The 22,028-nt window shown below is 65.5% G+C and carries 20 protein-coding genes; 8 read left to right on the top strand and 12 right to left on the bottom strand.

All coding sequences use genetic code 11. The features are described from left to right. Positions 1-2,304 (bottom strand): DUF6531 domain-containing protein (locus ACQ4N9_RS10590; RefSeq protein ID WP_430932805.1); only part of this gene is annotated, 2,304 nt, incomplete at its 3' end. A 279-nt stretch (positions 2,305-2,583) separates the two neighbouring features. After that, positions 2,584-3,498, bottom strand: a complete 915-nt coding sequence (locus ACQ4N9_RS10585; protein WP_390967903.1) for a LysR family transcriptional regulator — start codon at positions 3,496-3,498, stop codon at positions 2,584-2,586. 178 nt (positions 3,499-3,676) lie between these two features. Here ACQ4N9_RS10585 and ACQ4N9_RS10580 point away from each other — a divergent pair, with 178 nt between their 5' ends. The 3 genes from ACQ4N9_RS10580 to ACQ4N9_RS10570 all read left to right on the top strand — a co-directional run bounded on the left by ACQ4N9_RS10580 (position 3,677) and on the right by ACQ4N9_RS10570 (position 5,966). Continuing rightward, positions 3,677-5,011 carry a nucleobase:cation symporter-2 family protein gene (locus ACQ4N9_RS10580; RefSeq protein WP_390967902.1) on the top strand — a complete coding sequence of 445 codons (1,335 nt, stop codon included), beginning with the start codon at positions 3,677-3,679 and terminating at the stop codon, positions 5,009-5,011. 98 nt (positions 5,012-5,109) lie between these two features. Further along, positions 5,110-5,619, top strand: a complete 510-nt coding sequence (locus ACQ4N9_RS10575; protein WP_390967901.1) for a deaminase — start codon at positions 5,110-5,112, stop codon at positions 5,617-5,619. After that, positions 5,616-5,966 (top strand): hydroxyisourate hydrolase, encoded by a 351-nt coding sequence (locus tag ACQ4N9_RS10570; RefSeq protein ID WP_390967900.1) that lies wholly within the window; start codon positions 5,616-5,618, stop codon positions 5,964-5,966. Before ACQ4N9_RS10575 ends, ACQ4N9_RS10570 begins: the two co-directional genes overlap by 4 nt. 45 nt (positions 5,967-6,011) lie before the next feature. On the opposite strand, the gene ACQ4N9_RS10565 is transcribed toward ACQ4N9_RS10570, so the two are convergent. Together ACQ4N9_RS10565 and ACQ4N9_RS10560 are read right to left on the bottom strand one after the other, a co-directional pair. Continuing rightward, the gene (locus ACQ4N9_RS10565; RefSeq protein WP_390967899.1) at positions 6,012-7,829 is read right to left on the bottom strand and encodes an ATP-binding protein; all 1,818 of its coding nucleotides are present in this window, start codon (positions 7,827-7,829) and stop codon (positions 6,012-6,014) included. A 111-nt stretch (positions 7,830-7,940) separates the two neighbouring features. Next, complete coding sequence (locus ACQ4N9_RS10560; RefSeq protein ID WP_390967898.1) at positions 7,941-9,299, bottom strand: 8-oxoguanine deaminase; 1,359 nt, start codon at positions 9,297-9,299, stop codon at positions 7,941-7,943. A gap of 484 nt (positions 9,300-9,783) precedes the next feature. Here ACQ4N9_RS10560 and ACQ4N9_RS10555 point away from each other — a divergent pair, with 484 nt between their 5' ends. Next, positions 9,784-10,212 (top strand): TOBE domain-containing protein, encoded by a 429-nt coding sequence (locus ACQ4N9_RS10555; RefSeq protein WP_258646124.1) that lies wholly within the window; start codon positions 9,784-9,786, stop codon positions 10,210-10,212. A gap of 230 nt (positions 10,213-10,442) precedes the next feature. Then, positions 10,443-11,306, top strand: coding sequence for a diguanylate cyclase domain-containing protein (locus tag ACQ4N9_RS10550; RefSeq protein ID WP_390967897.1), 864 nt, complete (start codon positions 10,443-10,445; stop codon positions 11,304-11,306). A gap of 3 nt (positions 11,307-11,309) precedes the next feature. Here the strand turns inward: ACQ4N9_RS10550 and ACQ4N9_RS10545 are convergent, their stop codons facing one another. The 5 genes from ACQ4N9_RS10545 to ACQ4N9_RS10525 form a co-directional block, all read right to left on the bottom strand. Next, the gene (locus ACQ4N9_RS10545; protein WP_390967896.1) at positions 11,310-13,718 is read right to left on the bottom strand and encodes a TonB-dependent siderophore receptor; all 2,409 of its coding nucleotides are present in this window, start codon (positions 13,716-13,718) and stop codon (positions 11,310-11,312) included. A 121-nt stretch (positions 13,719-13,839) separates the two neighbouring features. Continuing rightward, positions 13,840-14,802 (bottom strand): DUF4880 domain-containing protein, encoded by a 963-nt coding sequence (locus tag ACQ4N9_RS10540; protein WP_390967895.1) that lies wholly within the window; start codon positions 14,800-14,802, stop codon positions 13,840-13,842. Continuing rightward, positions 14,799-15,302 (bottom strand): sigma-70 family RNA polymerase sigma factor, encoded by a 504-nt coding sequence (locus ACQ4N9_RS10535; RefSeq protein WP_125858253.1) that lies wholly within the window; start codon positions 15,300-15,302, stop codon positions 14,799-14,801. The genes ACQ4N9_RS10540 and ACQ4N9_RS10535 overlap by 4 nt, the downstream gene beginning before the upstream one ends. A 78-nt stretch (positions 15,303-15,380) precedes the next feature. Beyond that, entirely contained in the window at positions 15,381-16,085 is a 705-nt protein-coding gene (locus ACQ4N9_RS10530; protein WP_125463622.1) for an SDR family oxidoreductase, read from the bottom strand. 100 nt (positions 16,086-16,185) lie between these two features. After that, positions 16,186-17,079 carry a LysR substrate-binding domain-containing protein gene (locus tag ACQ4N9_RS10525; protein WP_390967894.1) on the bottom strand — a complete coding sequence of 298 codons (894 nt, stop codon included), beginning with the start codon at positions 17,077-17,079 and terminating at the stop codon, positions 16,186-16,188. A gap of 187 nt (positions 17,080-17,266) precedes the next feature. On the opposite strand from ACQ4N9_RS10525, the gene ACQ4N9_RS10520 reads away from it, so the two are divergent. Beyond that, complete coding sequence (locus ACQ4N9_RS10520) at positions 17,267-17,659, top strand: hypothetical protein (protein ID WP_390967893.1); 393 nt, start codon at positions 17,267-17,269, stop codon at positions 17,657-17,659. On the opposite strand, the gene ACQ4N9_RS10515 is transcribed toward ACQ4N9_RS10520, so the two are convergent. Together ACQ4N9_RS10515 and ACQ4N9_RS10510 are read right to left on the bottom strand one after the other, a co-directional pair. After that, entirely contained in the window at positions 17,647-18,564 is a 918-nt protein-coding gene (locus ACQ4N9_RS10515) for an acetoacetate decarboxylase (protein ID WP_390967892.1), read from the bottom strand. The genes ACQ4N9_RS10520 and ACQ4N9_RS10515 overlap by 13 nt on opposite strands. A 121-nt stretch (positions 18,565-18,685) precedes the next feature. Beyond that, on the bottom strand, positions 18,686-19,126 hold the full coding sequence (locus ACQ4N9_RS10510; protein ID WP_390967891.1) for a MerR family transcriptional regulator: 441 nt from the start codon (positions 19,124-19,126) through the stop codon (positions 18,686-18,688). A 127-nt stretch (positions 19,127-19,253) separates the two neighbouring features. Here ACQ4N9_RS10510 and ACQ4N9_RS10505 point away from each other — a divergent pair, with 127 nt between their 5' ends. Next, on the top strand, positions 19,254-20,510 hold the full coding sequence (locus ACQ4N9_RS10505) for an NADH:flavin oxidoreductase/NADH oxidase family protein (protein ID WP_390967890.1): 1,257 nt from the start codon (positions 19,254-19,256) through the stop codon (positions 20,508-20,510). Between the two features lie 63 nt (positions 20,511-20,573). Here ACQ4N9_RS10505 and ACQ4N9_RS10500 read toward each other — a convergent pair whose 3' ends face one another. After that, positions 20,574-20,957 (bottom strand): hypothetical protein, encoded by a 384-nt coding sequence (locus ACQ4N9_RS10500; RefSeq protein WP_390967889.1) that lies wholly within the window; start codon positions 20,955-20,957, stop codon positions 20,574-20,576. 226 nt (positions 20,958-21,183) lie between these two features. Between ACQ4N9_RS10500 and ACQ4N9_RS10495 the strand changes: the two genes are divergently transcribed. Further along, positions 21,184-21,741, top strand: coding sequence for a hypothetical protein (locus ACQ4N9_RS10495; RefSeq protein ID WP_390967888.1), 558 nt, complete (start codon positions 21,184-21,186; stop codon positions 21,739-21,741). Positions 21,742-22,028 lie beyond the last annotated feature (287 nt).

Below are 22,028 nucleotides of genomic sequence, written 5' to 3'. Positions count from 1 at the left end.
TCCGGAGCAGTCGGTGTACTCAAGCAATTGCCCGGCGTCGTTGTACGCCAGCTTCTTCTCGTTGCCGTTGGCGTCCTTGATCGCCTTCAACAGTCCCGTCGAGGTGTAGGCAAATTCGGTCTTGTTGCCCAGCGGGTCGACCGTTTCGACCAGGTTGCCGGCATCGTCGTAGTCGCGCAGCCACAGGCCGCCTTCAGCATCGCTGATCTTGATCAGCTGGTCCTTGTCGTCGTAGGCGTAGTGCACCACGCTATGGTCGGCGCGGATGTGCTGCAGGCGGTTGCTGCGTTCATCGTAGGTGTAACGGTCCTGGCTGCCGTCGGCGTGCAGGTGGCGGATCACGTTCTTGCGGGCGTCGCGGAACAGCCACTCCGAGCGCTCGTCGGCGTGCTGGATGCGGTAGGTGTAGCCCTCGGCGTCGTAGTAGTGGCAGGTCTGGCCGCCATGGGCGTCGGTCACGGTGGTCAGGCGGATGTGCTCGTCCCAGGCCAGGCGGGTTTCGAAGCTGCCGTCGTCGGCCCATTCGCGGATCGCCCGGGCGTGCGGGCCGCTGCCGTCCCATTCCAGGTTCAGGCCGCGCTCGGTGCGGTCGGTGTAGCGGGTGATCAGGTGGTGCTGGTACTGGTAGCGCCAGGCGGCGCCGTGTTCATCCTGGGCGGCGATCAGGTCGCCCTGGTCGTCGTAGTGGTAGGCGCACAGCTGGCGCAGCGGTTTGCCGTCGACCACCTGCCACAGGCCCTGGATATGGCCGTGGTCATCGAGCAGCGTGCCCAGTTGCAGGTGCACCTTGCTCGGGTCGTTGTCGGCGTAGGTGTTGATGTCCGACAGCACCGGGCGGCCGTTGTGGCTGTGCTCGTAGTGCAGCATCGCGCCGACGCCGTTGCGCATGACGATATGCACCAGGTGGAAGCGCTCACCAACGCGCTCGTAGGTCTCGTGGCGCTCCTGGCCGCGCGATAGGATGAGCTGGGTGTCGGTGGTGCGGGTCAGGCCACGGTACTCCACCGCGTCGTAATGGGTTTTGCCGACCTTGGGCAGCGGGTAGGCGTGGCTGCGACCGTCGATATCGTGCAGCAGCAGGCCGTCGTCCTGCACATCGATGCAGGTGGTGAAGGCGGTGATCCAGCGGGCGCCGAGGCTGGCGCTGTCGAGGGCGGCCAGGCGCGAGTGGTAGGTGCGGGTCCAGGTGATGGGGAACGGGCCGGGCAGGCTGAAATCAGTGTGCTGCAGGGTCTCGCTGCCCAGGGCGAAGTTGATGCTGTTGCAGGTGTTGGCCGGGGCGCCGTTCTTGCACTGATTGGCGGCCTGGAACGCGGGCGCCTGCTCTTTCTGGGTTTCCAGCTTGCCTTCGGCCAGCTGGTGGCGGGCCTTGCTGGTGCCGCCGGGCTTGATGTTGGTCGCCACCACCTGGGGGTTACGCTGGCGCCACTGCCTGACGCTGCTGGCCAGGATCTGACTCAGGGCTTCGATGGAGCCGGGGCTGCCGGCATCGCCCAGCTTGAGGATCATGCCGCGTATCAGTGGGGCCAGGGTGCGCAGGTGCGCGCTGTGGGCTAGCAGTTCGGCCTTGGCCGGAGGGCTGAGGGTGGGGCTGACGTTGGCGCTGGTCATACCCTTGCCAGCGTGCTTGTAGGCGCTGAAAGCACCGGCCAGGTAGTTGTCGAGCGTGGCCAGCGGGTTGAGCATCAGCGCGCTGTTCGTGGCGGATGCCGGACGGGCGTTTCTTGGGCTGGCGCCTTCGGCCAGGGTAGCCAGGCCGCTGGCAATGTCGAGGATGATCCGCTCGCCGAGTGTGGCGGCCTCGGCCAGGATGCCCTTGAGTTTGCCGGCGGCCTGGCCGACGAAATTATCAAGGCTGCCGACGATATCGGCGTTGAGGTGGCCGGCCAGCAGTTCGACCGCCGCATCGTCGAGCACCTGCTTACCCTCCTGACGCACGAACAACAGCATCGGCCGCAAGCTCATGCGCGCCGGCGCCTCACCGGCGGGCGAGGTGACCAGGCCGATCAGGTTGAGGGCAAAGGTGGCGCAGTCGAGCGGGTCGGGCACCTTGCTGCGGGCCAGGGTGGTGATAGCGCCGAGTGCGTCGATCAGGGCGATGCTGTTGCCCGCCACCGGCACATTGCCGGCGACGGCCTTGAGGCGCTCGAGGGTGGCATGGCCGGCACTGACTTCCCGTAGCCAGGCATCGAACACTGCGGCGCCACGACCGACGTCTTCGGCCTGGATTTCGGCCAACGGGGTGATCGCTACCTGTGGGATGCCCTTGCCTGAGGGGCTGGCCTTGCCGGGGGTGGTTGCCATTTGGTTTGGCGCTCCTTGCTGGAAAGGAGGTCGCCTGGTGGCTACGCATCGCGGGGCAAGCCCGCTCCCACAAGGTGGGTGGTGCAGTGCAATGGCCTCGGTCGGGCGACCTGAAAATGCAGGAGGGAAACCATACCGAGGCGGTATTCAGGAAGAAGTCGGAAGGTGTCTCGCATGCAGGAAGGAGCATTCCTGTTCGGGTGTGGAAAAACGGCTACACGCCCTTGGAGGGCATAAACGCTCTGTGATCACTGAAGGGTCGGCGCGCCGAGCAATTCCTCACAACGTCGTCGGCACCCCACGCTGATCAAGCTCGAACACCTTGCTGCGCCGCAGGCACTCGCGCAGCCAGCGCTCGGCCTTGCCCTGCCGACGGCGGCGGTGCCACAGCAGGTCGACGCCCACCAACCAGTCGGTGTGCGGATAGGCCTGCAATTGCAGCTCCACCAGCTCACCAGCCGCCAGCTCGCGTTGCACCAGCTGGCGCGGCAGGGTCGCCCAACCCAGGCCGGCACGCACCATCTCCACCAGCGCCAGGTAGCTCTCCGCCTGCCACACCTGCGCGGCGCGCAGGTACTCGCTGCTTGGCAGCTTCTGCGCATGGGCATAGAACGCCAGGCGACGGTGGGCGTGCAGGTCGGCGAAGCTCACCTGTTCGAGCTGCGTCAGCGGGAAACCAGCCTGGCACACATGGGCCATGATCAGCTTGCCCAACTGCTGGAACTCCAGCTCCTGGGCGTATTGCGGCTGTGAAAAAGCCACGCCGATATCGGCGTGGCCCTTGAGCACCATCTCACTCACATCGCCATGCATCGGGTGGCGGATCAGCAAATCGACATAGGGAAAGGCCTGGTCGAACTCACGCAGCATCGGGATCAGCGGCGCATAGGGCACTTCGATGGCCAGGGTCAACGACGGCTCGACCTGCTCGGCCAGGCTGTCGGCGCTGCCTTCAAGGGCCAGGCAGCGCTCCAGCACGGCCTCGGCCTGCAGCAACAGCTTGTGCCCGACCGGGGTCAGCGACGGCACCCGGGTGGAGCGGTCGAACAACTCCACGCCCAGGTCGGTCTCCAGGTTGGCGATCGCCGCACTGACGGTCGATTGCGTGCGCCCCAGGCGCCGCGCCGCCGCCGAGAACGAGCCGGCCTGCACGGCGGCGACGAAGACCTGCAACTGCTCCAGCGAAAAGCGCATCGCACACTCTCCTGTTGTTTGAACCATCGACTGTATCGATGGCTAATCATTTGTTCCATCGCTAATTCCGTACGACTATCGACCCCGACATCAGCTAGCTGCCCTCGACCCACTGCGCTGCATGTCACTCCGGGCGCCCGTATAACAAAAACAGCCGCACCTTCAGGAGATCAATGACATGAGCCTTTCTCGCGTCCACCCGGTGGACGAGATCTTGCCCTTGCGGCAGCTGTTCACCTTTGGTTTGCAACATGTGCTGGTGATGTATGCCGGGGCTGTGGCGGTGCCGTTGATCCTGGGCAGCGCCCTGGGCCTGACCCAGGCGCAGATCGTCACCCTGATCAACGCCAACTTGCTCACCTCCGGCATCGCCACGCTGATCCAGACCCTCGGCCTCTGGCGTTTCGGTGCCCGCCTGCCGATGATCCAGGGCTGCTCGTTCATCGCCCTGGCGCCGATGATCATGATCGGCAAGCAGTTCGGCCTGCAGGAGGTGTTCGGCGCGGTGATCGCCGCCGGCGCCATCACCATCGGCCTGGCGCCGCTGTTCAGCCGCCTGCTGCGGTTCTTCCCGCCGGTGGTGATCGGCAGCCTGATCACCATCATCGGCATCTCGCTGATGCCCGCCGCGGCCATCTGGCTGGGTGGCGGCAACCCCGATGCGCAGGACTTCGGCAAGCCGGCCAACCTGCTGCTGGGCCTGGCCACTGTGGCCATCACCCTGGTGGTCTATGCACGCTTCTCGGGCTTTATCGGCAACCTCGCCGTGCTGATCGGCCTGGTCGCCGGCAGCCTGCTGGCGGCGGCATTCGGCATGACCCACTTCGGCCAGGTGAGCGCCGCCAGCTGGTTCGAGCTGAGCCCGCCGATGGCCTTCGGGGTGCCGCAGTTCTCGCTCACGCCGATCCTGATCATGGTCCTGGCGATGCTGGTGATCATGGCCGAGACCACCGGCAACTGCCTGGCCATCGGCAAGCTGGTGGGCAAGCCGACCGACCAGCGCACCCTGGGCGACGCATTCCGCGCCGACGGCCTGTCGACCCTGCTGGGCGGTGCCTTCAACAGCTTCCCGTACAACGCCTTCACCCAGAACACCGGGCTGATCGCCCTGTCCAGCGTCAAGAGCCGCTACGTGGTGGCTGCCGCCGGAGCCATCATGGTGCTGATGGGGCTGTTCCCCAAACTCGGCGCGCTGATTGCCGCGGTGCCCACCCCGGTGCTGGGCGGTTGCGCCATCGTGATGTTCGGCATGACCACCGTGGCCGGCATCCAGGAGCTATCGCGGGTACGTTTCGAAGGGACTCGCAACGGCATCATCGTCGCCGTGTCGGTGAGCGTCGGCGTGCTGCCGATGTCGTTCCCGGCGCTGTTCGAACACGCCAGCGGCCCGCTGCGGCTGGTGCTGGAGAGCGGCATCTTCCTCGGCGCGATCACCGCGATCCTGCTCAACGTACTGCTAAACGACGACAAGCCGGCGCAACGCCTCGCCGAACAACCAGAAGTCACTCACTGACTCACCTTTGTGGGAACGGGCCGCCCCATGTTCGCGGGACAGGCCCGCTCCTGCAGGGGACGCGCAAGCCTTTCATTTTTCACTGCCAAGGAATCACCATGAACCACTTCAGCAAACTCACCCCCGCCACCCTGTCCGAACAGGACCTGGACCTGCTGCGCCAGTCGATTCGCCTGTCCGAGGAATCGCGCGAGCGCGGCCGACACCCCTTCGCGGCCTTGGTCGCCGACGCCCAGGGCCGGGTGATCGCCAGTGCCGGCAACAACTCGATGCCCCCCGAGGGCGACCCCACCCAGCACGCCGAACTGGTGGCCGCCGCCCGCGCCGCGCGACTGCTGACGCCTGAAGAGCTGGCCGCCTGCACCCTGTACACCAGCGCCGAACCCTGCTGCATGTGCGCCGGCGCCGTGTACTGGACCGGCATCGGCCGGGTGGTCTACGCGCTGTCCGAGCACGCCCTGCTCGACCTGACCGGGTCGCACCCGGAAAACCCGACCTTCGCCCTGCCCTGCCGCGAGGTGTTCGCCCGTGGCCAGCGCCAGGTCGAGGTGCACGGCCCGCTGCTGGAGCAGGAAGCAGCCAAAGCCCACCACGGGTTCTGGGCATGAACGGCGGAGTCTCGGTGCACGTCGTCGACATCGCCACGGGCCGCGTGGCACAAGGGTTGACGCTGAGCATCCAGAACCTGGACGGCGAATGCGTGCTAAGCGGGCGCATCGATGAGCGTGGGCTGCTGCCAGGCCTTGAAACGCTCGCCGAGCGCTTTGCCAGCGGGGTCTACGAGGCTCGCCTGGAAGTGGCCGACTTCTATCGCGAAGCCGGCACGCCCCTGCCCGCCACGCCGTTTCTCGATGTGCTGGTCTACCGCTTCGGTATCGGTGACCCTACCCAGCACTATCACCTGCCGTTCAAGCTGACCGCCTGGGGCGTTTCCTGCTTCCGCGGCGGCGCCTGATCCATCCATTCCCCTGTCACCGCCTGAAGTTTCACTTAGGGCGGTTCAAGGTCGCGACTCCAGCATCGCCCGCACACGGGTGCTCAGAGCCTCATGAGCAAATGGCTTGGTCAACACCTGCATCCCGGGTGCGAGCGGAGCGTCGCTTCCAAGATGCTGGACATAGCCGGTGATGAACAGGGTTTTCAGGCTGGGCCGCCACTGCAGCGCGGCTTCGGCCATCTGCCGGCCATTCATCCCTCCTGGCAAGCCCACGTCAGTCACCAGCAAATCCAGGTGAGCCGTGGAGCGCAGTATCTTGAGCCCGGCAATGCTGTCGGCGGCTTCGAGCACCTGGTAACCCAGCTCCGTCAGGACTTCGGCGGTGAGCATGCGCAAGGCCGGCTCGTCCTCCACCAGCAAGATCGTTTCACCCTGCCCGCCACCCACCGCTACCGGTTGCGCTGGCTGCTGTGGCAGCGGGACCTCGCCGTGATGGCGGGGCAAGTAGAGAAACACCGTGGTGCCCTGCCCTACACGCGACTCGATGCGTACCTGCCCGCCCGACTGCTGAACAAAACCGTAGATCATCGACAGGCCCAGGCCGGTGCCTTGGCCGATGGGTTTGGTGGTAAAGAAAGGCTCGAACACATGGGCCAGCACCTCGGGCGGCATGCCGACCCCGGTGTCACTCACGCTCAGGCACAGGTAGTCACCCGCGGGCAGCTCGCAATCGCTTGCGGCCTTGCCGTCCAACGAACAGTTGTCGACCTGCAGTGTGATTCGCCCGCCATCAGGCATGGCATCACGTGCGTTGAGGCACAGGTTGAGCAAGACGTTTTCCAGCTGGCCGACATCGACCAACGCCGGCCACAGGTCCTTGCCGCCGGCTGTCTGCAACACAATCCCCGGCCCCGCCGTGCGCCGCACCAGCTCGCTCAGCCCGTGCATCAGGGCGTTGACATCGACCGACCGAGGCTCAAGGGTCTGGCGTCGGGAAAAGGCCAGCAGCCGATGGGTCAAGGCCGCCGCGCGCCTGGCCGCCCCCTGCGCCTCTGCCAGGTAGCGCTCGGCATCGCCCAGGCGCCCTGCTTCAATACGCTGGCCCAGCAGTTCGAGGGCACCGGAAATGTTGCCCAGCAGGTTGTTGAAGTCGTGGGCCAAGCCACCGGTCAACTGCCCCACCGCTTCCATTTTCTGCGACTGGCGCAACCGCTCCTCCGCCTGCATCAGCGCGCGGGTGCGCTCGCTGACGCGCTGCTCGAGGGTGTCGTTGAGTTCACGCAGCTCGGCTGCAGTCTGCCGTTGCTGCTCTTCGGCGATCGTCCGCTCAAGCAGATCGGCCGCCGTGCGCGCCAGAATGTCGAGCAGCCGCAGCACCCGCTGCGAGGGCTGGTGCGGCACGCGCCAGTGGTTCGAGATCATGCCCAGCAAGCGCCCGTCCCGCGCCATCAAGGGGGTGGTCTGCGCGGCGCGGATACCTGCACAGCGGAACGCCTCCAGTTCTTCGGTGCCAGCAATATCCGGCCACTGCTCGAAGTCGGGGATGATCGCCCGTTTGCCTTGGCGCAACGCCAGCCCGCAACTGCTCAGGGCTTTCGGGCCCACCCATTGCCAGAACCGCACCGCGTCATCGGGCAGGCCGCGTGAGCACAGCAGCTTGAGCACGCCGCCGTGCGCTTGCGGGCTGTGCAACTGCATGGTGGCGAACTGCGAACCGGTGATGGTCACTGCCGCGTCGACGATCTTGCCATACAGCGCCGCGCTGTCCTGCTCGCCGATCAGGGCGACGCTGATGCCGTGCAGCAGGTCGATATCGGATTGGTCGTCGGGCGCGGCTGTGACCGAGGCGTGTTGGCCAGGAAATCCGTTTGCGGTGGTCATGATGCTTTCCGGGAAGTCTTACTGAGCTGGATGAAGCCTAGCAATTCCGGGGGAAGCCATACAACGCAGATGCGCCGTTGCGCACCACAAGGCGCGCAACGGCTGCTCAAGTCACTCACCGCTGACCAGTTGCCGCGCCAGCTGGTTATGACGCTCCAGCACCAGAGGCAGATCCACGGTGGTGATACGGCCGTCCTTCACCACCACCCGGCCATTGATCACGCTGGTGTCGACGTGGGTCGGGGTGCAGAACACCAGTGCTGCCAGCGGGTCGTGCAAGGCGCCTGCGTAGGCCACGTGGCCCAGGCTGAAGGCGACGAAGTCGGCGACCATGCCGGGGGCCAGGGCGCCGATGTCATTACGATTGAGCACCTTGGCACCGCCCAGGGTGGCGATCTCCAGGGCTTCGCGCGCGGTCATGGCATCGGGGCCGAAACCGACCCGCTGCAACAGCAGCGCCTGGCGCACTTCGCCGATCATGCTGGCGCCATCGTTGGAGGCCGAGCCGTCCACCCCCAGGCCCACCGGCACGCCGTGGTCGCGCATCTTGCGGATCGGCGCAATGCCCGAGGCCAGGCGCATGTTCGAGCAGGGGCAGTGGGCCACACCGGTGCCGGTGCGGGCGAACAGTTCGATGCCATGCTGGTCGAGCTGCACACAGTGGGCGTGCCAGACATCGTGGCCGACCCAGCCGAGGTCTTCGGCGTACTCGGCAGGGGTCATGCCGAACTTCTCGCGGCTGTAGGCGATGTCGTTGACGTTTTCGGCCAGGTGGGTGTGCAGCGACACACCATATTCACGCGCCAGCACCGCGGCTTCGCGCATCAGGTCGCGGCTCACCGAGAACGGCGAGCACGGCGCCACCACCACGCGGCGCATCGAACCATGGCTGGCGTCGTGGTAGTCCTCGATCAGGCGTTGGGACTCCTTGAGGATGTCGCTCTCCTTCTCCACCACCGAATCCGGCGGCAGGCCGCCCTGGCTGCGGCCAACGCTCATGCTGCCGCGCGCGGCGTGGAAGCGCATGCCGATTTCCTCGGCAGCGTGGATGCTGTCGTCGAGCTTGCAGCCGTTGGGGTAGATGTACAGGTGATCGCTGGAGGTGGTGCAGCCCGACAGGATTAGCTCGGCCATGGCGGTCTGGGTCGACACCGCGATCATTTCCGGTGTCAGCCGCGCCCAGATCGGGTACAGGTTGGTCAGCCAGTTGAACAGCTCGCCGTCCTGGGCGGCCGGCACCACGCGGGTGAGGCTCTGGTACATGTGGTGGTGGGTGTTGACCAGGCCGGGGATGACCACCTTGCCGGCCATGTCCAGCACCACATCGGCGGATTGCGGCAGGCTGTCGCTAGGGCCGACCTGCTTGATGATGTTGTCTTCGATATACAGGCCGCCGCGCTTGATTTCCCGGCGTTCGCCGTCCATCGTCACCAGCAGTTCGGCGTTCTTGACCAGCATTGTCTTGGGCATGGGTGTTCCTCTCCCGCAAGGGGTCGCATTCAACAGGATGTTTGCACAGGCCGCCGTCGGGCGGCCTGGATGGAGCATTCAGTGCAGCTGCGCAGGCAGTGCGCAGATGAACGGCAGGCGATACCGTGCCGCGGCTGAATCCGCACGTGCCAAGGCATGAGCCAAGGGCCCTGACAGGCATGGACGGGTTTGCGGCGTGAAGGGTATGGCGGCGAGTCCGTCGCTCGTGGGAGCGCTGAAGCATGCATCAGCGTTGAACGGGATTCGCGCTAGAGGCTCGTAGGGTTCGAGCAGCGTTGGGTGTTGCATGATGGGTAACCGTCGCAATACGCAGCGGCGATTGCCGCTGTCGTAGGCGCCGGCCAATGTAAGCAGAACTAAAGGTTTTTGTATACAAAAAGCTCTCGCTGCCGCCGCTATGCTGGAAACTACATAACGAAATCCTGACACTGCAGTCAGATTTTTCATCTTCAAGGAGAATGTCATGAAAGTCAGTGCCCGCAACGTGTTCAAAGGAAAGGTCCGTGACGTGCGCCCCGGCGCCGTCAACAGCGAGGTCACCCTCGAGCTGGCCGGCGGTGAAACCCTGGTGGCGGTGGTCACCGTCGAGAGCGTCAACAGCCTGGGGCTCAAGCCAGGCGCCGAGGCCATCGCCCTGATCAAGGCACCCTGGGTGATGCTGATGACCGAGGCCAGCGACATTCGCCTGTCCGCCCGCAACTGCCTGAATGGCAAGGTGGTGAAAGTCACCGACGGTTCGGTCAACGCCGAAGTGACCCTCGAACTCGCCGGCGGCACCCAGGTCCACGCCATCGTCACCCGCGATGCCGTGCAGGAGCTGGGCCTGGCCCCAGGCGTCAATGCGACCGCCGTCATCAAGGCCTCGCACATCATCCTCGGCGTACCGGCCTGATGATCCCGGCCAGGGCACCGCTCGGCGCCCTGGCCTGCCCATGAACGACAGGTGCCGCTGCGCGCCCGTCGATTTCGTCCGCCGCCACTGGTGACAGCCGCCCGCCACTGTGTATGCTGGCCGGCGCCGCGAACCGTTGCCTGGCCCTGCCCCGCTGCCGACCGGGCCACTCGCCGCCGCCCTTCGCGATCAGGCCACGATCGAGCCCACCGTAGCGGACTCCCAGCCCCATGCCCGTTGACCTGCAAGCGCTGTACCCCAAGCTGATCCACCTGATGCTGGACACCGTGTTCGTGGTCGACCGGGACAACACCATCGTGTTCGTCAGCAACGCCTGCGAAGCCCTGCTGGGCTACCGCGCCGACGAACTCACCGGCACCCCGATCACCCGCTACATGCACCCGGATGACCTGGAGGCGACCCGCGCCTCGATCATCCGCATCATGAACGGCCAAGCCCATTTCGATTTCCGTAACCGTTACATCCGCAAGGATGGTGCTGTGGTGCACATCTTGTGGGCGGCGTTCTGGTCCGACGAGGTGGGTGCGCGGATCGGCGTGGCGCGCAACGTGACCGCCCTGACCCAGGCCGAGCAGGAGCTGCGCTTCCTCGCCCATCACGACCCGCTGACCCGACTGTGCAACCGCTCGCTGTTCAACGACCGCCTGGTTGCGGCGCTGCACAGCGCAAGGCACCAGCAGCGGCCACTGGCGTTGCTGTTCCTGGATATCAACGACTTCAAGGGCATCAACGATGTACACGGGCATGCGGCGGGCGACCGCGTGCTGTGCACCATTGCCCGGCGCCTGGAAGCCTGCGTGGCGGCCACCGATACGGTGGCGCGCATGGGCGGCGACGAGTTCACCGTATTGCTGCCGGATATCTCGTCGCCCGCTGCGGTTGCCGAGCAGATCGCCCAGATTCTCGCCGTCATGGCCGAGCCGCTGGGCCCAGAGTTCGGCGATATCGGCATGCCCAGCTGTAGCATCGGCGTAGCCTGCTACCCCGATGACGGTGAAGACGCCGACACCCTGCTCAGCCGCGCCGACGACGACATGTACCAGCAGAAACGGCGGCGCCGGGCGGCGGGTTGAGGGTCAGAAGTCGTAGCGCAGGTTCATCATCACGTTGCGTGGCGCGCCGTAATGCCCCCAGCTGCCGGAGAAGCCGGTGTAGTACTTCTCGTCGAACAGGTTGTTGAGGTTCAACGTGCTGCTCAGGTGCTCGTTGAAGCGGTAGCGAGCCATCAGGTTGACCACGGCATAGTCATCCTGGGTGATGCGGGTGCGATAACGGGAGAAATACACCGAGTTGCTGGAGTTCCAGTTGACCCCACCGCCCACGGTCAGGCGCTGCCAGTCGCCCTGTAGCTGGTAGGTGTTCCACAGCCGGAAGGTGTCCATCGGCAACTGGGCGGTCAGGCGCTGGCCATCGGCGTCCTCGGTGCGCGAATGGCTGTAGCCGGCCTGCACGTTCCAGCCCGTGGCCAACTCGCCGGCCAGCTCCATGTCGATGCCCTTGGTCTTGGCGCCGCTGACGGCGCGGTAGGCGTCTTCCTGGTCGCGAGTGCCCGGCACCTTGGCGCCGCCATCGAGCTCGGCGACGTTGTCGCGCTCGACCAGGTAGAGCGACACGCTGCTGTTCAGGCGCCCGTCGTAGAACTCCCCCTTCCAACCCGTCTCGTAGTTTTTCCCCACTACAGGTTCCAGGTACTTGCCTTCGCGGTCACGGGCGGACTGCGGCTTGAAGATGTCGGTGTAGCTGACGTACACCGACTGCTCGGGGGTGAGGTCGTAGACCAGCCCGGCGTAGGGCGTGACCACGCCACGCTCGGTCATGCCGTAGGCACTCGGGGCGCCGTCGGGCAGGCTGCGCAGGTAGTAGTGATAGCGGTAGTTGCTGGCCCGGGCGCCGAGGATCAGGTGCAGGCTGTCGCTCAGGTTGAAACGCGCGGCAGTGAAGTAGCCGCTCTGGCGGGTGTCGACATCGTAGTCCAGCACCGGCGTGAACGTGTCGGCGTTCGGCTTGGGCAGTTCGTTGCCCCAGGTGTCGAAGTCGACGATCGCGTCATCGGTGCCCTCGGAGTGATGGCGATTGATGTAGTCGAAGTAGTTGGCACCGAAGATCAGTTCGTGGGTCTGCCCGAACAGTTCGAACGGCCCTTGCAAGGTGGCATCGATCGCGCGCTGGCGCTGGGTGGCGGTGGCGTCGCTCTGGTCGATCTTGGCACTGCCGTCAGGGCTGATGTTGGAGTTGTTCGATGAGCTGTAATAGGCACCCGACAACGCGTAGCGGTCGACATCCATGTAGGTGGTGCCGACTTTCAGCTGCCAGTCGCCGGCCAGTTGCTGCTCGATGCCGATGGTGTAGTTGGTGGTCTCGAAGCGGTCCAGGTTCCACCGCGCCCCGGAGCTGGTGGAGCGGGAGAAGTCGGTCGGTGTGCCGTTGTTGTAGATCAGCGGCACACCCTGGCCGCCGGTGGGACGATAGCGCTGGTGGTCGATGCTGACCCGCAGCAGGGTGGTGTCGGTGAGGTCGGCTTCCAGCGCGCCGTAGGCGATGTCCTTGTCCTGCTTATACCAGTCCATGAAGGTGTGGTTGGTCTGCTTGGCCGCTACCAGGCGCCCGCGCAGGTTGCCTTCGGGGGTCAGCGGGCCGGACACATCGGCCTCCAGGCGCCGATAGTTCCACGAGCCCAGGCCACCCTGCACATAGGCCTGGAAGTCCCGGGTCGGGCGCTTGCGCACCACGTTGACCACACCGCTGGGGTCGCCCGCGCCGGTCATAAGGCCAGTGGCGCCGCGCACCACCTCGACCCGGTCGTAGATCGCCATGTCCAGCAGGGTACTGGGCATGGTGCGGGTCTGGTTTTCCTGGTAGGTGGTGATGCCGTCGAACTGGTAGGTGTTCAGGCCACTGCCGCGCGAGTAGATGTTGAAGCGCTCGCCGCCATCCTGGGACATGGTGATGCCCGGGGTCTGCTTGAGCACGTCGGACATGCTGGTGAGCTGCTGGTCGTCCATGAACTGGCGGGTGATCACGCTGATGCTCTGCGGGGTCTCGCGGATCGACAGGTTCATCTTGGTGGCGGTGCTGGTCACCCCGGTGGTGTAGGAACCGGTGCCCTCGGTGGTCGCGCCGAGCCCGGTGGCGTTGACGCTGGTGGCGCCCAGTTCCATGACGCCGTTGTCGGCTGCCCGGGGGATCAGCCGATAACGGTCGCTGCTGACCTGCACCGGCTGCAGCCCGGTGCCGACCAGCAGCATGGCCAGGCCCTGCTCAACCGCGAACTGACCGCGCAGGCCGGGGCTGTGCACGCCCCGGGAGGCCTGGGAGTCGACGGCGACCATCACCCCGGCCTGCTGGCCGAACTGCCCGAGCACGCTGTCGAGGCTGCCGGGGGCGATATCGAAACGGCGCTCTTCGGCCTGGGCGGGAAGGTGGCACGCGGCCACGGCCAGGCCGAGCAGCAGCGGGCTTGCGAAAGGGGTAAGGCGACACAGCATCGAGACAATCCTTGGCAGACAGGCGTGGGCGAGGCGCTGCAGATTCAGCGCGTTTGCCTGTACTGATGCGCGAGAAATGAAAACCTGCCGGGCATGGGCGAGTTTTTTTGCGTGGTGAAATTCAGGCCGGCACTACCGTGGCCCAATAGCCCAGCACCCGCTGCACCCGCACCGGCAACACCTCGGCCAGCAGGTCCAGGCTGGCCTCGGGCTGGTCCAACGAGAACGTGCCGCTGACTTGCAACCCGGCCACCCGCGGATCGCAGCGCAATACCCCTTTGCGATAGCGGTCCAGGTCGGCCAACACACTGCCCAGCGCCGTGCGCTCGACCACCAGTTGCCCCTGGATCCAGGCCGCTGCGCCCACCGGCAATGGCGTCACGCGGCCAGCGCCCGTGGCCGCGAACAGCTGCTGCCAGCCGCCCTCCAGCCCGGCACGCACACCCTGCCCGTCTTCCACCAGCACCCTGCCGTCGAGCACCTGCACCAGGGTGGCGGCCACCTGCTGCTGAACCACCAACCGTGCCCCCACGCCCGGCAGGATCCGCGCCTGCCCCGCACGCACACTGATGCCGGCACCCTGCCCGGTTTCCACCAGCACGCGCCCACGGTTGAGCGTCAGCACCTGCTGACCGGCCACCTGATCGCCATCCAGTGCACTACCCGTATCAAGCTGTACCGTCAGCCCCGTGGCCAGGCGCCAGCTGCGCCGCTCGCCGATGGCGGTGCCGTAGTCGCTGAGCAGCGTCGGCAGCACGCTGCGCTGCTGCACGCCATAGCCGCTGGCAAGCAGCACCCCGGCCCCGGCCAGCCCGCCGAGCAAGGCCCGCCGCGACACCCGGCTGCGCGCCTGCAGCAGGCTGCGCGCCGCCGGCACGCCGTGAGTACCGTTACGCAGGCCCTGGCCCAGGCCATCCAGGCGCTGCCAGGCCAGTTCGTGGGCCGCGCTCGCCTGGCGCCAGCGCTGGCAGGCCAGCCGCTCGGCCTCGCTGCTGGCCCCCGACTGCAGGCGCACCATCCACAGCATGGCCTGCTCGACCACGGCCGGGTCCAGCCGTTGCGCATCTGCCGGTTGCGGCCTCATTCGCCGTAGACCGACGCGTAGCAGTGCCGATAGGCCTTGAGCATGGCTTTCTGCACCACATTGACGGTCAACCCTTGGCGCTCGGCGATCTGCGCGTAGGTCAGGCCGTCGAGTTGCGACAGCAGGAACACCTCGCGCACGCGGCTGCCCAGGCCATCGAGCACCTGCCCCACCGCATCCAGCGCTTCGAGCACCAGCAGGCGGGTTTCCTCCGAGGGCTGATGCTGCGGTTCCAGCAGCGCCAGGCTGTCCAGGTAGGCGCGCTCCAGCGCCTGGCGGCGAAAGTGCTGCAGGCACAGGCGCCCGGCGATGGTCGCCAGGTAGGCGCGTGGCTCACGCAACTGTGTTGGCAGCTCGCTGCGCAACAGCCTGACGAAGGTGTCCTGGGCCAGGTCCAACGCCTGCTCGCGGTTACCCAACCGGTTGCGCAGCATGCTCACTACCCAGCTGTGGTGCCGCAGGTAGAGATCGCCGACGACATGGCGGTTGGCTGGGTTCATGGCGCGGATCTCCGGCGGCAAATGAATGAAAGTCGCACATGGTAATACTTATCATTCATTTGCATCCAGACGCGTGTTTCACACGCTGCGGGTCAAACCACCATCGACCTTGATGTTCTGCCCGGTGATGTAAGCCGCGCCGTCACTGGCCAGGAAGGCGATGGTGGCGGCGATTTCCTCGCTGGTGCCGTAGCGCTTCATCGGCACCATGTCGCGGCGCTGCTCGGTTTTCGGCAGGCTGTCGATCCAGCCAGGCAGCACGTTGTTGATGCGCACGTTGTCGGCTGCGTAGGTGTCGGCGAAGACCTTACTGAACGCCGCCAGCCCCGAGCGGAACACCGCCGAGGTGGGGAACATGTCGCTGGGTTCGAAGGCCCAGGCGGTGGAGATATTGATGATCACCCCGCCCTGCTGGCGCTGCATGATCGGCGTTACCAGCCGCGCCGGGCGGATCACGTTGAGCAGGTAAACTTCCATGCCTTTGTGCCAGTCTTCGTCGCTGATTTCCAAGATCGGCGCGCGGGGGCCGTGGCCGGCGCTGTTGACCAGCACATCCACCCGGCCCCACTTGGCCATGACCGCGTCGACCAGGCGTTGCAGGTCTTCGACCGACTGGTTGCTGCCGGTCACGCCGATACCGCCCAGCTCATTGGCCAGCGCCTCGCCCTTGCCCGACGACGACAGGATGCCGACCTTGAAGCCGTCGGCGGCCAGGCGCCGGGCCGCGGCCGCGCCCATGCCGCTGCCGCCGGCGGTGATGATTGCTACTTTCTGTACTGACATGCTGCCTCCTGGGGAAGATGAACCCTGCCTTGCAGGTTCACTCACCCTAGCAGCCATAGCGCCATCAAGGGAGACAGCCTGGCTTTCGCAAGCCAGTAGCTCAGCTATCGCCTGCTTGCTCTTTCAGCCAAGCCTTGACCACTGCCAGTGCAGCAGGCTGTTGCGCCTTGCGCGGCCACACCAGGTAGAACGCCTTGTCCAGCTTTAGCTGCTGGGGGAACACCTGGACCAGCCTGCCGGCGGCAATATCGCCCTTGACGAAGGCGTGGCTGGCCAGCGCGATGCCCTGCCCGCCTGCGGCCGCGTCGATCGCCAGTGAGGTCTGGTTGAAGCGCAGGTTGCGCGCCGCCCCCGGCCCCTGCCCTGGGAACAGCGCCGCCGTAAACATCGGCCAGAAGTCATGGGCGTCGTGCAGCGCGACAAACCCCTGCAGCGCCGCAAAGGTTGCCGGTGCGCCTTTTTTCGCCAGCAACTGCGGGCTGGCCACCGCCACCAACCTCTGCTCCATCAACAGCTCGGCATTGAGCCCCGCACCGAACGGTGGCTGGCCATAACGCACGGCCAGGTCGACGCCATCGGTTTGAAAGTGCGACAGCCGGTCGCTGGCCAACAGGCGCAGGTCGATGTCCGGATTGCTTTCGGCAAAATCGCCGAGCCTGGGGATCAGCCATTTCGCCGCAAAACTCGGTGTCGCGCTGACCGTGAGCTGCGAGGGCTGAGGGCGCAGCAGCCGGGTCGCCTCGTCGATCATCGCCAATGCGCCGCGCACGCTGGTGCTGTAGGCGCGCCCGGCGTCGGTCAGGCCCAGGCCACGGGGCAGGCGCTCGAACAGGCGGATGTTCAGGCTGGCCTCCAGGCCACGAATCTGCTGGGCCACGGCCGCCTGGGTGACACCCAGTTCCTCGGCGGCGAGGCGGAAGTTCAGATGACGGGCGACCACCTCGAACATGCGCAGGGCGTTGAGTGAGGGCAGTGAGGGGAATGCGGCTGACATGGCGGTAGGAATTCTATTGGCTGCAGAATGCGGTTCAGTGTGCCAAGGGTTTCCAGCCATGGCTATAAAAGCGGCCGGTCCCAGAACTTTTTCCTTTTTGCCGGTCTATCTGCACAAGCCCGAAGCGAAACGCTGACGCGGGCGGCTGGCCACACCTTCAACTGTCTTTCAGAGGCTGTCTTCACCCATGAAACTACCTATCCCACGCATGCTGCTCCTTGGCCTGTTCGCCCTTGTGGCAGTGGGCTCGGCGAGCGCTGCGCCGATGAAGACGCCAAGCCCCGTGCACACTGGCGAAGTGGCGGCGCCCCAAACCCCGGCGCCCGCCAACCCCTGGCCGAGCCTGGCCAGCACGGTTGCCAAGCAGCCGGCAACGCTGCTGGCCCATGACGACCGCTACTACCGTGATGACCGCTGGCATGACCGCCGCGAAGACTGGCGCCGCGAGCAATGGCGCAAAGAGCAGTGGCGCCGTGAGCAATACCGCCGCGAAATGGAACGGCGGCACAACTGGGAGCGTTATCACGACCGCGCCCGGCAGGATCGCTACTACGATGACCGTCGCTACTATCGCCGCTGACCGGCCTGCCCCAGCCCATCCAAAGGCGCGGGCAGGTGCAGCACCACCTGCGCCTCCTTGACCACATCCAAGCGCACCAGGGTCGATGCCCCCAGCCCGTCGAGCAACTGGCTCAACGGGCCGCCATGGCGCACCAGTTTCACGCCCCGGGGCAGCAGGCGCTGGGCAAAGCACAGCGGATTGGTCAGCACCTGGGTCTGCTGCCATTGGCCGTCGACCTGATGGACCATGGTCGTCGTGCCCATCCTCGATTGCGAAGCCACCGTGCGCAGCGCGGGCAATGGCGCCTGCAGGCTCAGGTCCGGCCGGCCGTCGGCGGCGGCGATCCGCGCCTGCACACTGCTGTCGATAGCCACCTCGATCGGCGCACGCCACTTGGGCAGCTGATAGCCCAGCACCCCACGCACCCGGGCGATCTCGGTGTTGACCGGCAGCGCCAGCACATGGGCGAAGAAACTGCGCCGCCGCATCGCATCCAGCAACTCCAGCGCGTGGGGCCCTCGGGCGCCAGGGCGGCGGATGACGATGGCCACGGACACCTCGTCGTAGGGATCGTTGTCGCACACCCCATAGGAAAAGAAATTCAGCGCCACCAAGCCGTACCCCGGCAACGGGCTCAAGGGTTCCAGAGCCACCGGCAGGCTTGCCCGCAGGCGCCCGAGGGGGGCCAGGTACAACAGCTGGATGCTGGCAGAGCGGTAATAGAAATTCGGCGCCCAGACCGGCCCGACCCGGGACTGCACAAGCTGCTTGGGGATGCGCCGGAAGAATGTGATGTCTCCGGCGGCCGGGTCGCGCGCGACCTGGTCGAGGTCGGGGTTCATCCGGAAGCGGTCGTAGTACCCCCCTTCCAGCACCTCGACCTGCTGCGTGCCGAACTCGACCTGGGTGTATCGCCTGTCCATATCTGCTTGACCTTTCTCGAAGATTGACCCGCCGGGCAGCCGAGGGGGCGTGCCGATGATCAGCCCGCGTCAATCACTCTAAGGTTCAACTCAACTTCAAGGTCAAGCGTTCATCCAAGGCTCACTCCACACCCCGGCGAGCCTTGGCTGCCCCTGCGCTTTCCTCGCGCAGGCGCTCCAGCACCCGCTGGGTGTTGTCGTCGCAGGGCATGCCCTCGGGCCGGCTCTCGATGCTGTCGATGGCGATCAGCAACTGCGCCCTGCTCTGCGCCAGGCGCTGCTGCATGGCTTCGATCTCGGCCACCTTGCGCTTGAGGCCGTCGAGCAGGCCGTCTTTGCGCCAGGCATTGGGCCCCACCGGCAGCAGGTGGCGAATCTCTTCCAGCGAAAAGCCAGCGCGCTGGGCACCGGTGATGATCTCCAGGATCCACACCGCCTCTGGCCCATAGTCGCGGTAGCCATTGGCCCGGCGCTCGACCGCCTTGATCAGCCCGCTGGCCTCGTAGAAGCGGATACGCGACGCCGCCAGGCCGCTGCGCTTGGCCAGTTCACCGATTTTCATCACTCACCTCGCTGAATGCGTTCACTGGGCGATGGCATCGCCCAAGACGCGTTATCCCACAAAAACTGTTGACCTTAAAGTTGCCTTTAAGCTTAAGGTCGAGCTACTCCCCTTCGAGGCCCTTGCCATGAATGTGTTCGCTGCGCTCACCCTACCCAATGGTTCGCTTGTGCCGAACCGTATCGCCAAGGCCGCCATGGAAGAGAACATGGCGCAGACCGACCAGGCCCCCTCCGAGCGCCTGATGCGCCTGTACCAGGCCTGGGCCGACGGTGGCGCCGGCCTGCTGATCACCGGCAACGTGATGATCGACAGCCGCGCCATGACTGGCCCGGGCGGCGTGGTGCTGGAGCACGATGCGCAACTGGAGCCATTCAAACGCTGGGCGCGGGTCGGCCGCTCGCGGGGCGCGCAGTTCTGGATGCAGATCAACCACCCCGGCCGGCAGATGCAGGCCAACCTCGGCCAGCAGACCTGGGCCCCCTCGGCCGTGCCGTTGGAACTGGGCAGCATGTCCAAGCACTTCGGCACCCCACGGGCGATGACCGCCCCCATCATCGACGAGGTGATCGCCCGCTTCGCCCGGACCGCCCAGCTGGCAGAGCAGGCCGGTTTCACCGGCGTCGAAATCCACGCCGCCCACGGCTATCTGCTCAGCCAGTTCCTCTCCCCGCTGAGCAACACCCGCACCGATGAATGGGGCGGCCCGCTGGAAAACCGCGCACGCCTGTTGCTGGAGGTGGTGAAAGCAGTGCGCAAGGTGGTCTCGCCCGGCTTTGCGGTAGCGGTCAAGCTCAACTCCGCCGACTTCCAGCGCGGCGGCTTCAGCGCCGACGACGCCCGCCAGGTGGTAGCGCTGCTCAACGGCCAGGGGGTCGACCTGATCGAACTGTCCGGCGGCAGCTACGAAGCCCCGGCCATGCAAGGCGACGCCCGCGACGGCCGCACCCTCGCCCGCGAGGCCTACTTCCTCGACTTGGCCCGCGACATCCGCCAGGCCGCGCAGATGCCGCTGATGGTCACCGGCGGCATACGCCGCCTGCCGGTCGCCGAACAGGTAGTAGCCAGTGGCGTGGAGATGGTCGGCATCGGCTCGGCCCTGGCCATCGCCCCAAGCCTGCCCAACGACTGGCAGCGTGGCGTCGACCCGGCGCCGCAGTTGCGGCCGATTACCTGGAAGAACAAGGCGCTGGCCTCGCTGGCCAACATGGCGGCGGTCAAGTTCCAGCTGCGGCGCCTGAGCCTTGGGCGAGCGCCGGATCCGCAGGTGTCGCCGTTGCGGGCGCTGGTGTTGCAGCAATTGGCCAATGCGCTGCGCACGCGGCAGTATCGGCGGTGGATGCGGGAGGTGGGCAAGCGTGGGGGTTGCTCGGGTGCGGTTTGAGTCCTGGACCGAGGCTGGATCCTGACGCGCAGAACGCGCACGAGCCAAAAGGTCGGCGTTGTACTAATCGATCAGCTCGACGTAATTGGACTCAACCCCTCCAGTGGCCCCAGATAACCAACCCCAGACAAAGTGCAGGGTCGTGCGGCCTGCTTGATCAACGCCCACCGTACCTCGGGACCAGCCGGCAAGAAGCTCGCCCTCGGTGGTCAAACACTGGAAAAGCAGCTCGATGGTATCGGGGCCTGTCACGCGGCCTACCTGGTTACCTGTACGGATCCGTCCGCCTTGGTAAGTGCTGTTGATGGCACCATCGTCGACTGAATAATGGAAGACCGTGCCGGCACCCGATAACCCTTGGGTGTTACTGGCTACAGAGAATCGACGGTTGTTCAGCCGTGCTGCGATCTGGGGAAAATCAGTTTCCGACTGTCGTGAGTGTTTCATGGCGAAATCCATTTTAGAAACGGCCACATTACCCGAGGCGGCGATGAGTCTTCTACCTGAAGGGTTGGGGTATGTGCAGGCTTTGAATGGCAGCAATCGACCCATTGCAGCCAGTGGGCACTCGCAGCTAGCCCCCTGTTACACTCGCCCCCTTGGACACTGAGAATCCGCAATGAAATGGACCACAGCAGTGCTCGCTGTTGCTCTCTCGCTGGGAGGATGCGCCGTGAGCAAACCAACCTGGAGAGCGACCTCTTCGACGGACGAGTCCACCAACAAAATGACCATGATGGTCAGCACTGGCGACACAGACAGTGCAAGCTGGTTCTTCACCAGGCCGGTGTACTACTTCCCGGTGATTCGCAAGGACGGTGATGAGCTTTTAGTTGGAGTGATGTCCGGCGGCAGGGCCAGGCTACCGGTCGGTACCGTGCAGCTGCTTGTCGATCAACATGAAGCCTGGACCATCACCCCGCAGGAAAACCCGTTGAGTCTCTCCCCGGCCGTTTTCCAGAAGGATGTGACTGACTCTGGTGAGCACGCTGAAATCGTCAAAAACGCCGAAAAGCAGGCCATGGATGCCGCTACGCAAATGATGAGCCCCTACACGCTGGCCTCTGGCGAAAAAGCAAAGCAGATCATCCGGGACCTTGTGGCTGGGCAAAAGCTGCAGTACCGCATTGTGGCTATCGATCAAGCTGTCTCGACCACAGGCGAAGCTGTCATCGATCGGTCGTTCTCTCAAGCCCTTCGTGCGATCGGCATCGACCCCGACACCTTGTGAGCAAACGCTGCTCATCACACCCTGGTGCCCAGCCGACTCTGCTGTTCACGCCTAAGCGCGGCACAGGAGTTCGCACCTTCGTTGCAAAGCAATGGCTGTGAAGCGCCTGGGATTAATGCACAAGCTCTGAACCCTTGCGGATCTAACCGTACACCTAGGTCGATCAACGCTGACGAAAATCTACCCGTGAGTGTCAGCTATGGGTCGATAGCGGTCGTTCGCAAGTGGCCGCCCTTCGCCACCCCAAATAGGCCTTCACAGTCGTTCGCTATCGGCCCAAGGAAAAC

The sequence above is a fragment of the Pseudomonas sp. ES1 genome (assembly GCF_050586605.1).
Taxonomy (GTDB): domain Bacteria; phylum Pseudomonadota; class Gammaproteobacteria; order Pseudomonadales; family Pseudomonadaceae; genus Aquipseudomonas; species Aquipseudomonas sichuanensis.
This window is presented reverse-complemented; position numbering and strand designations above follow the sequence as displayed.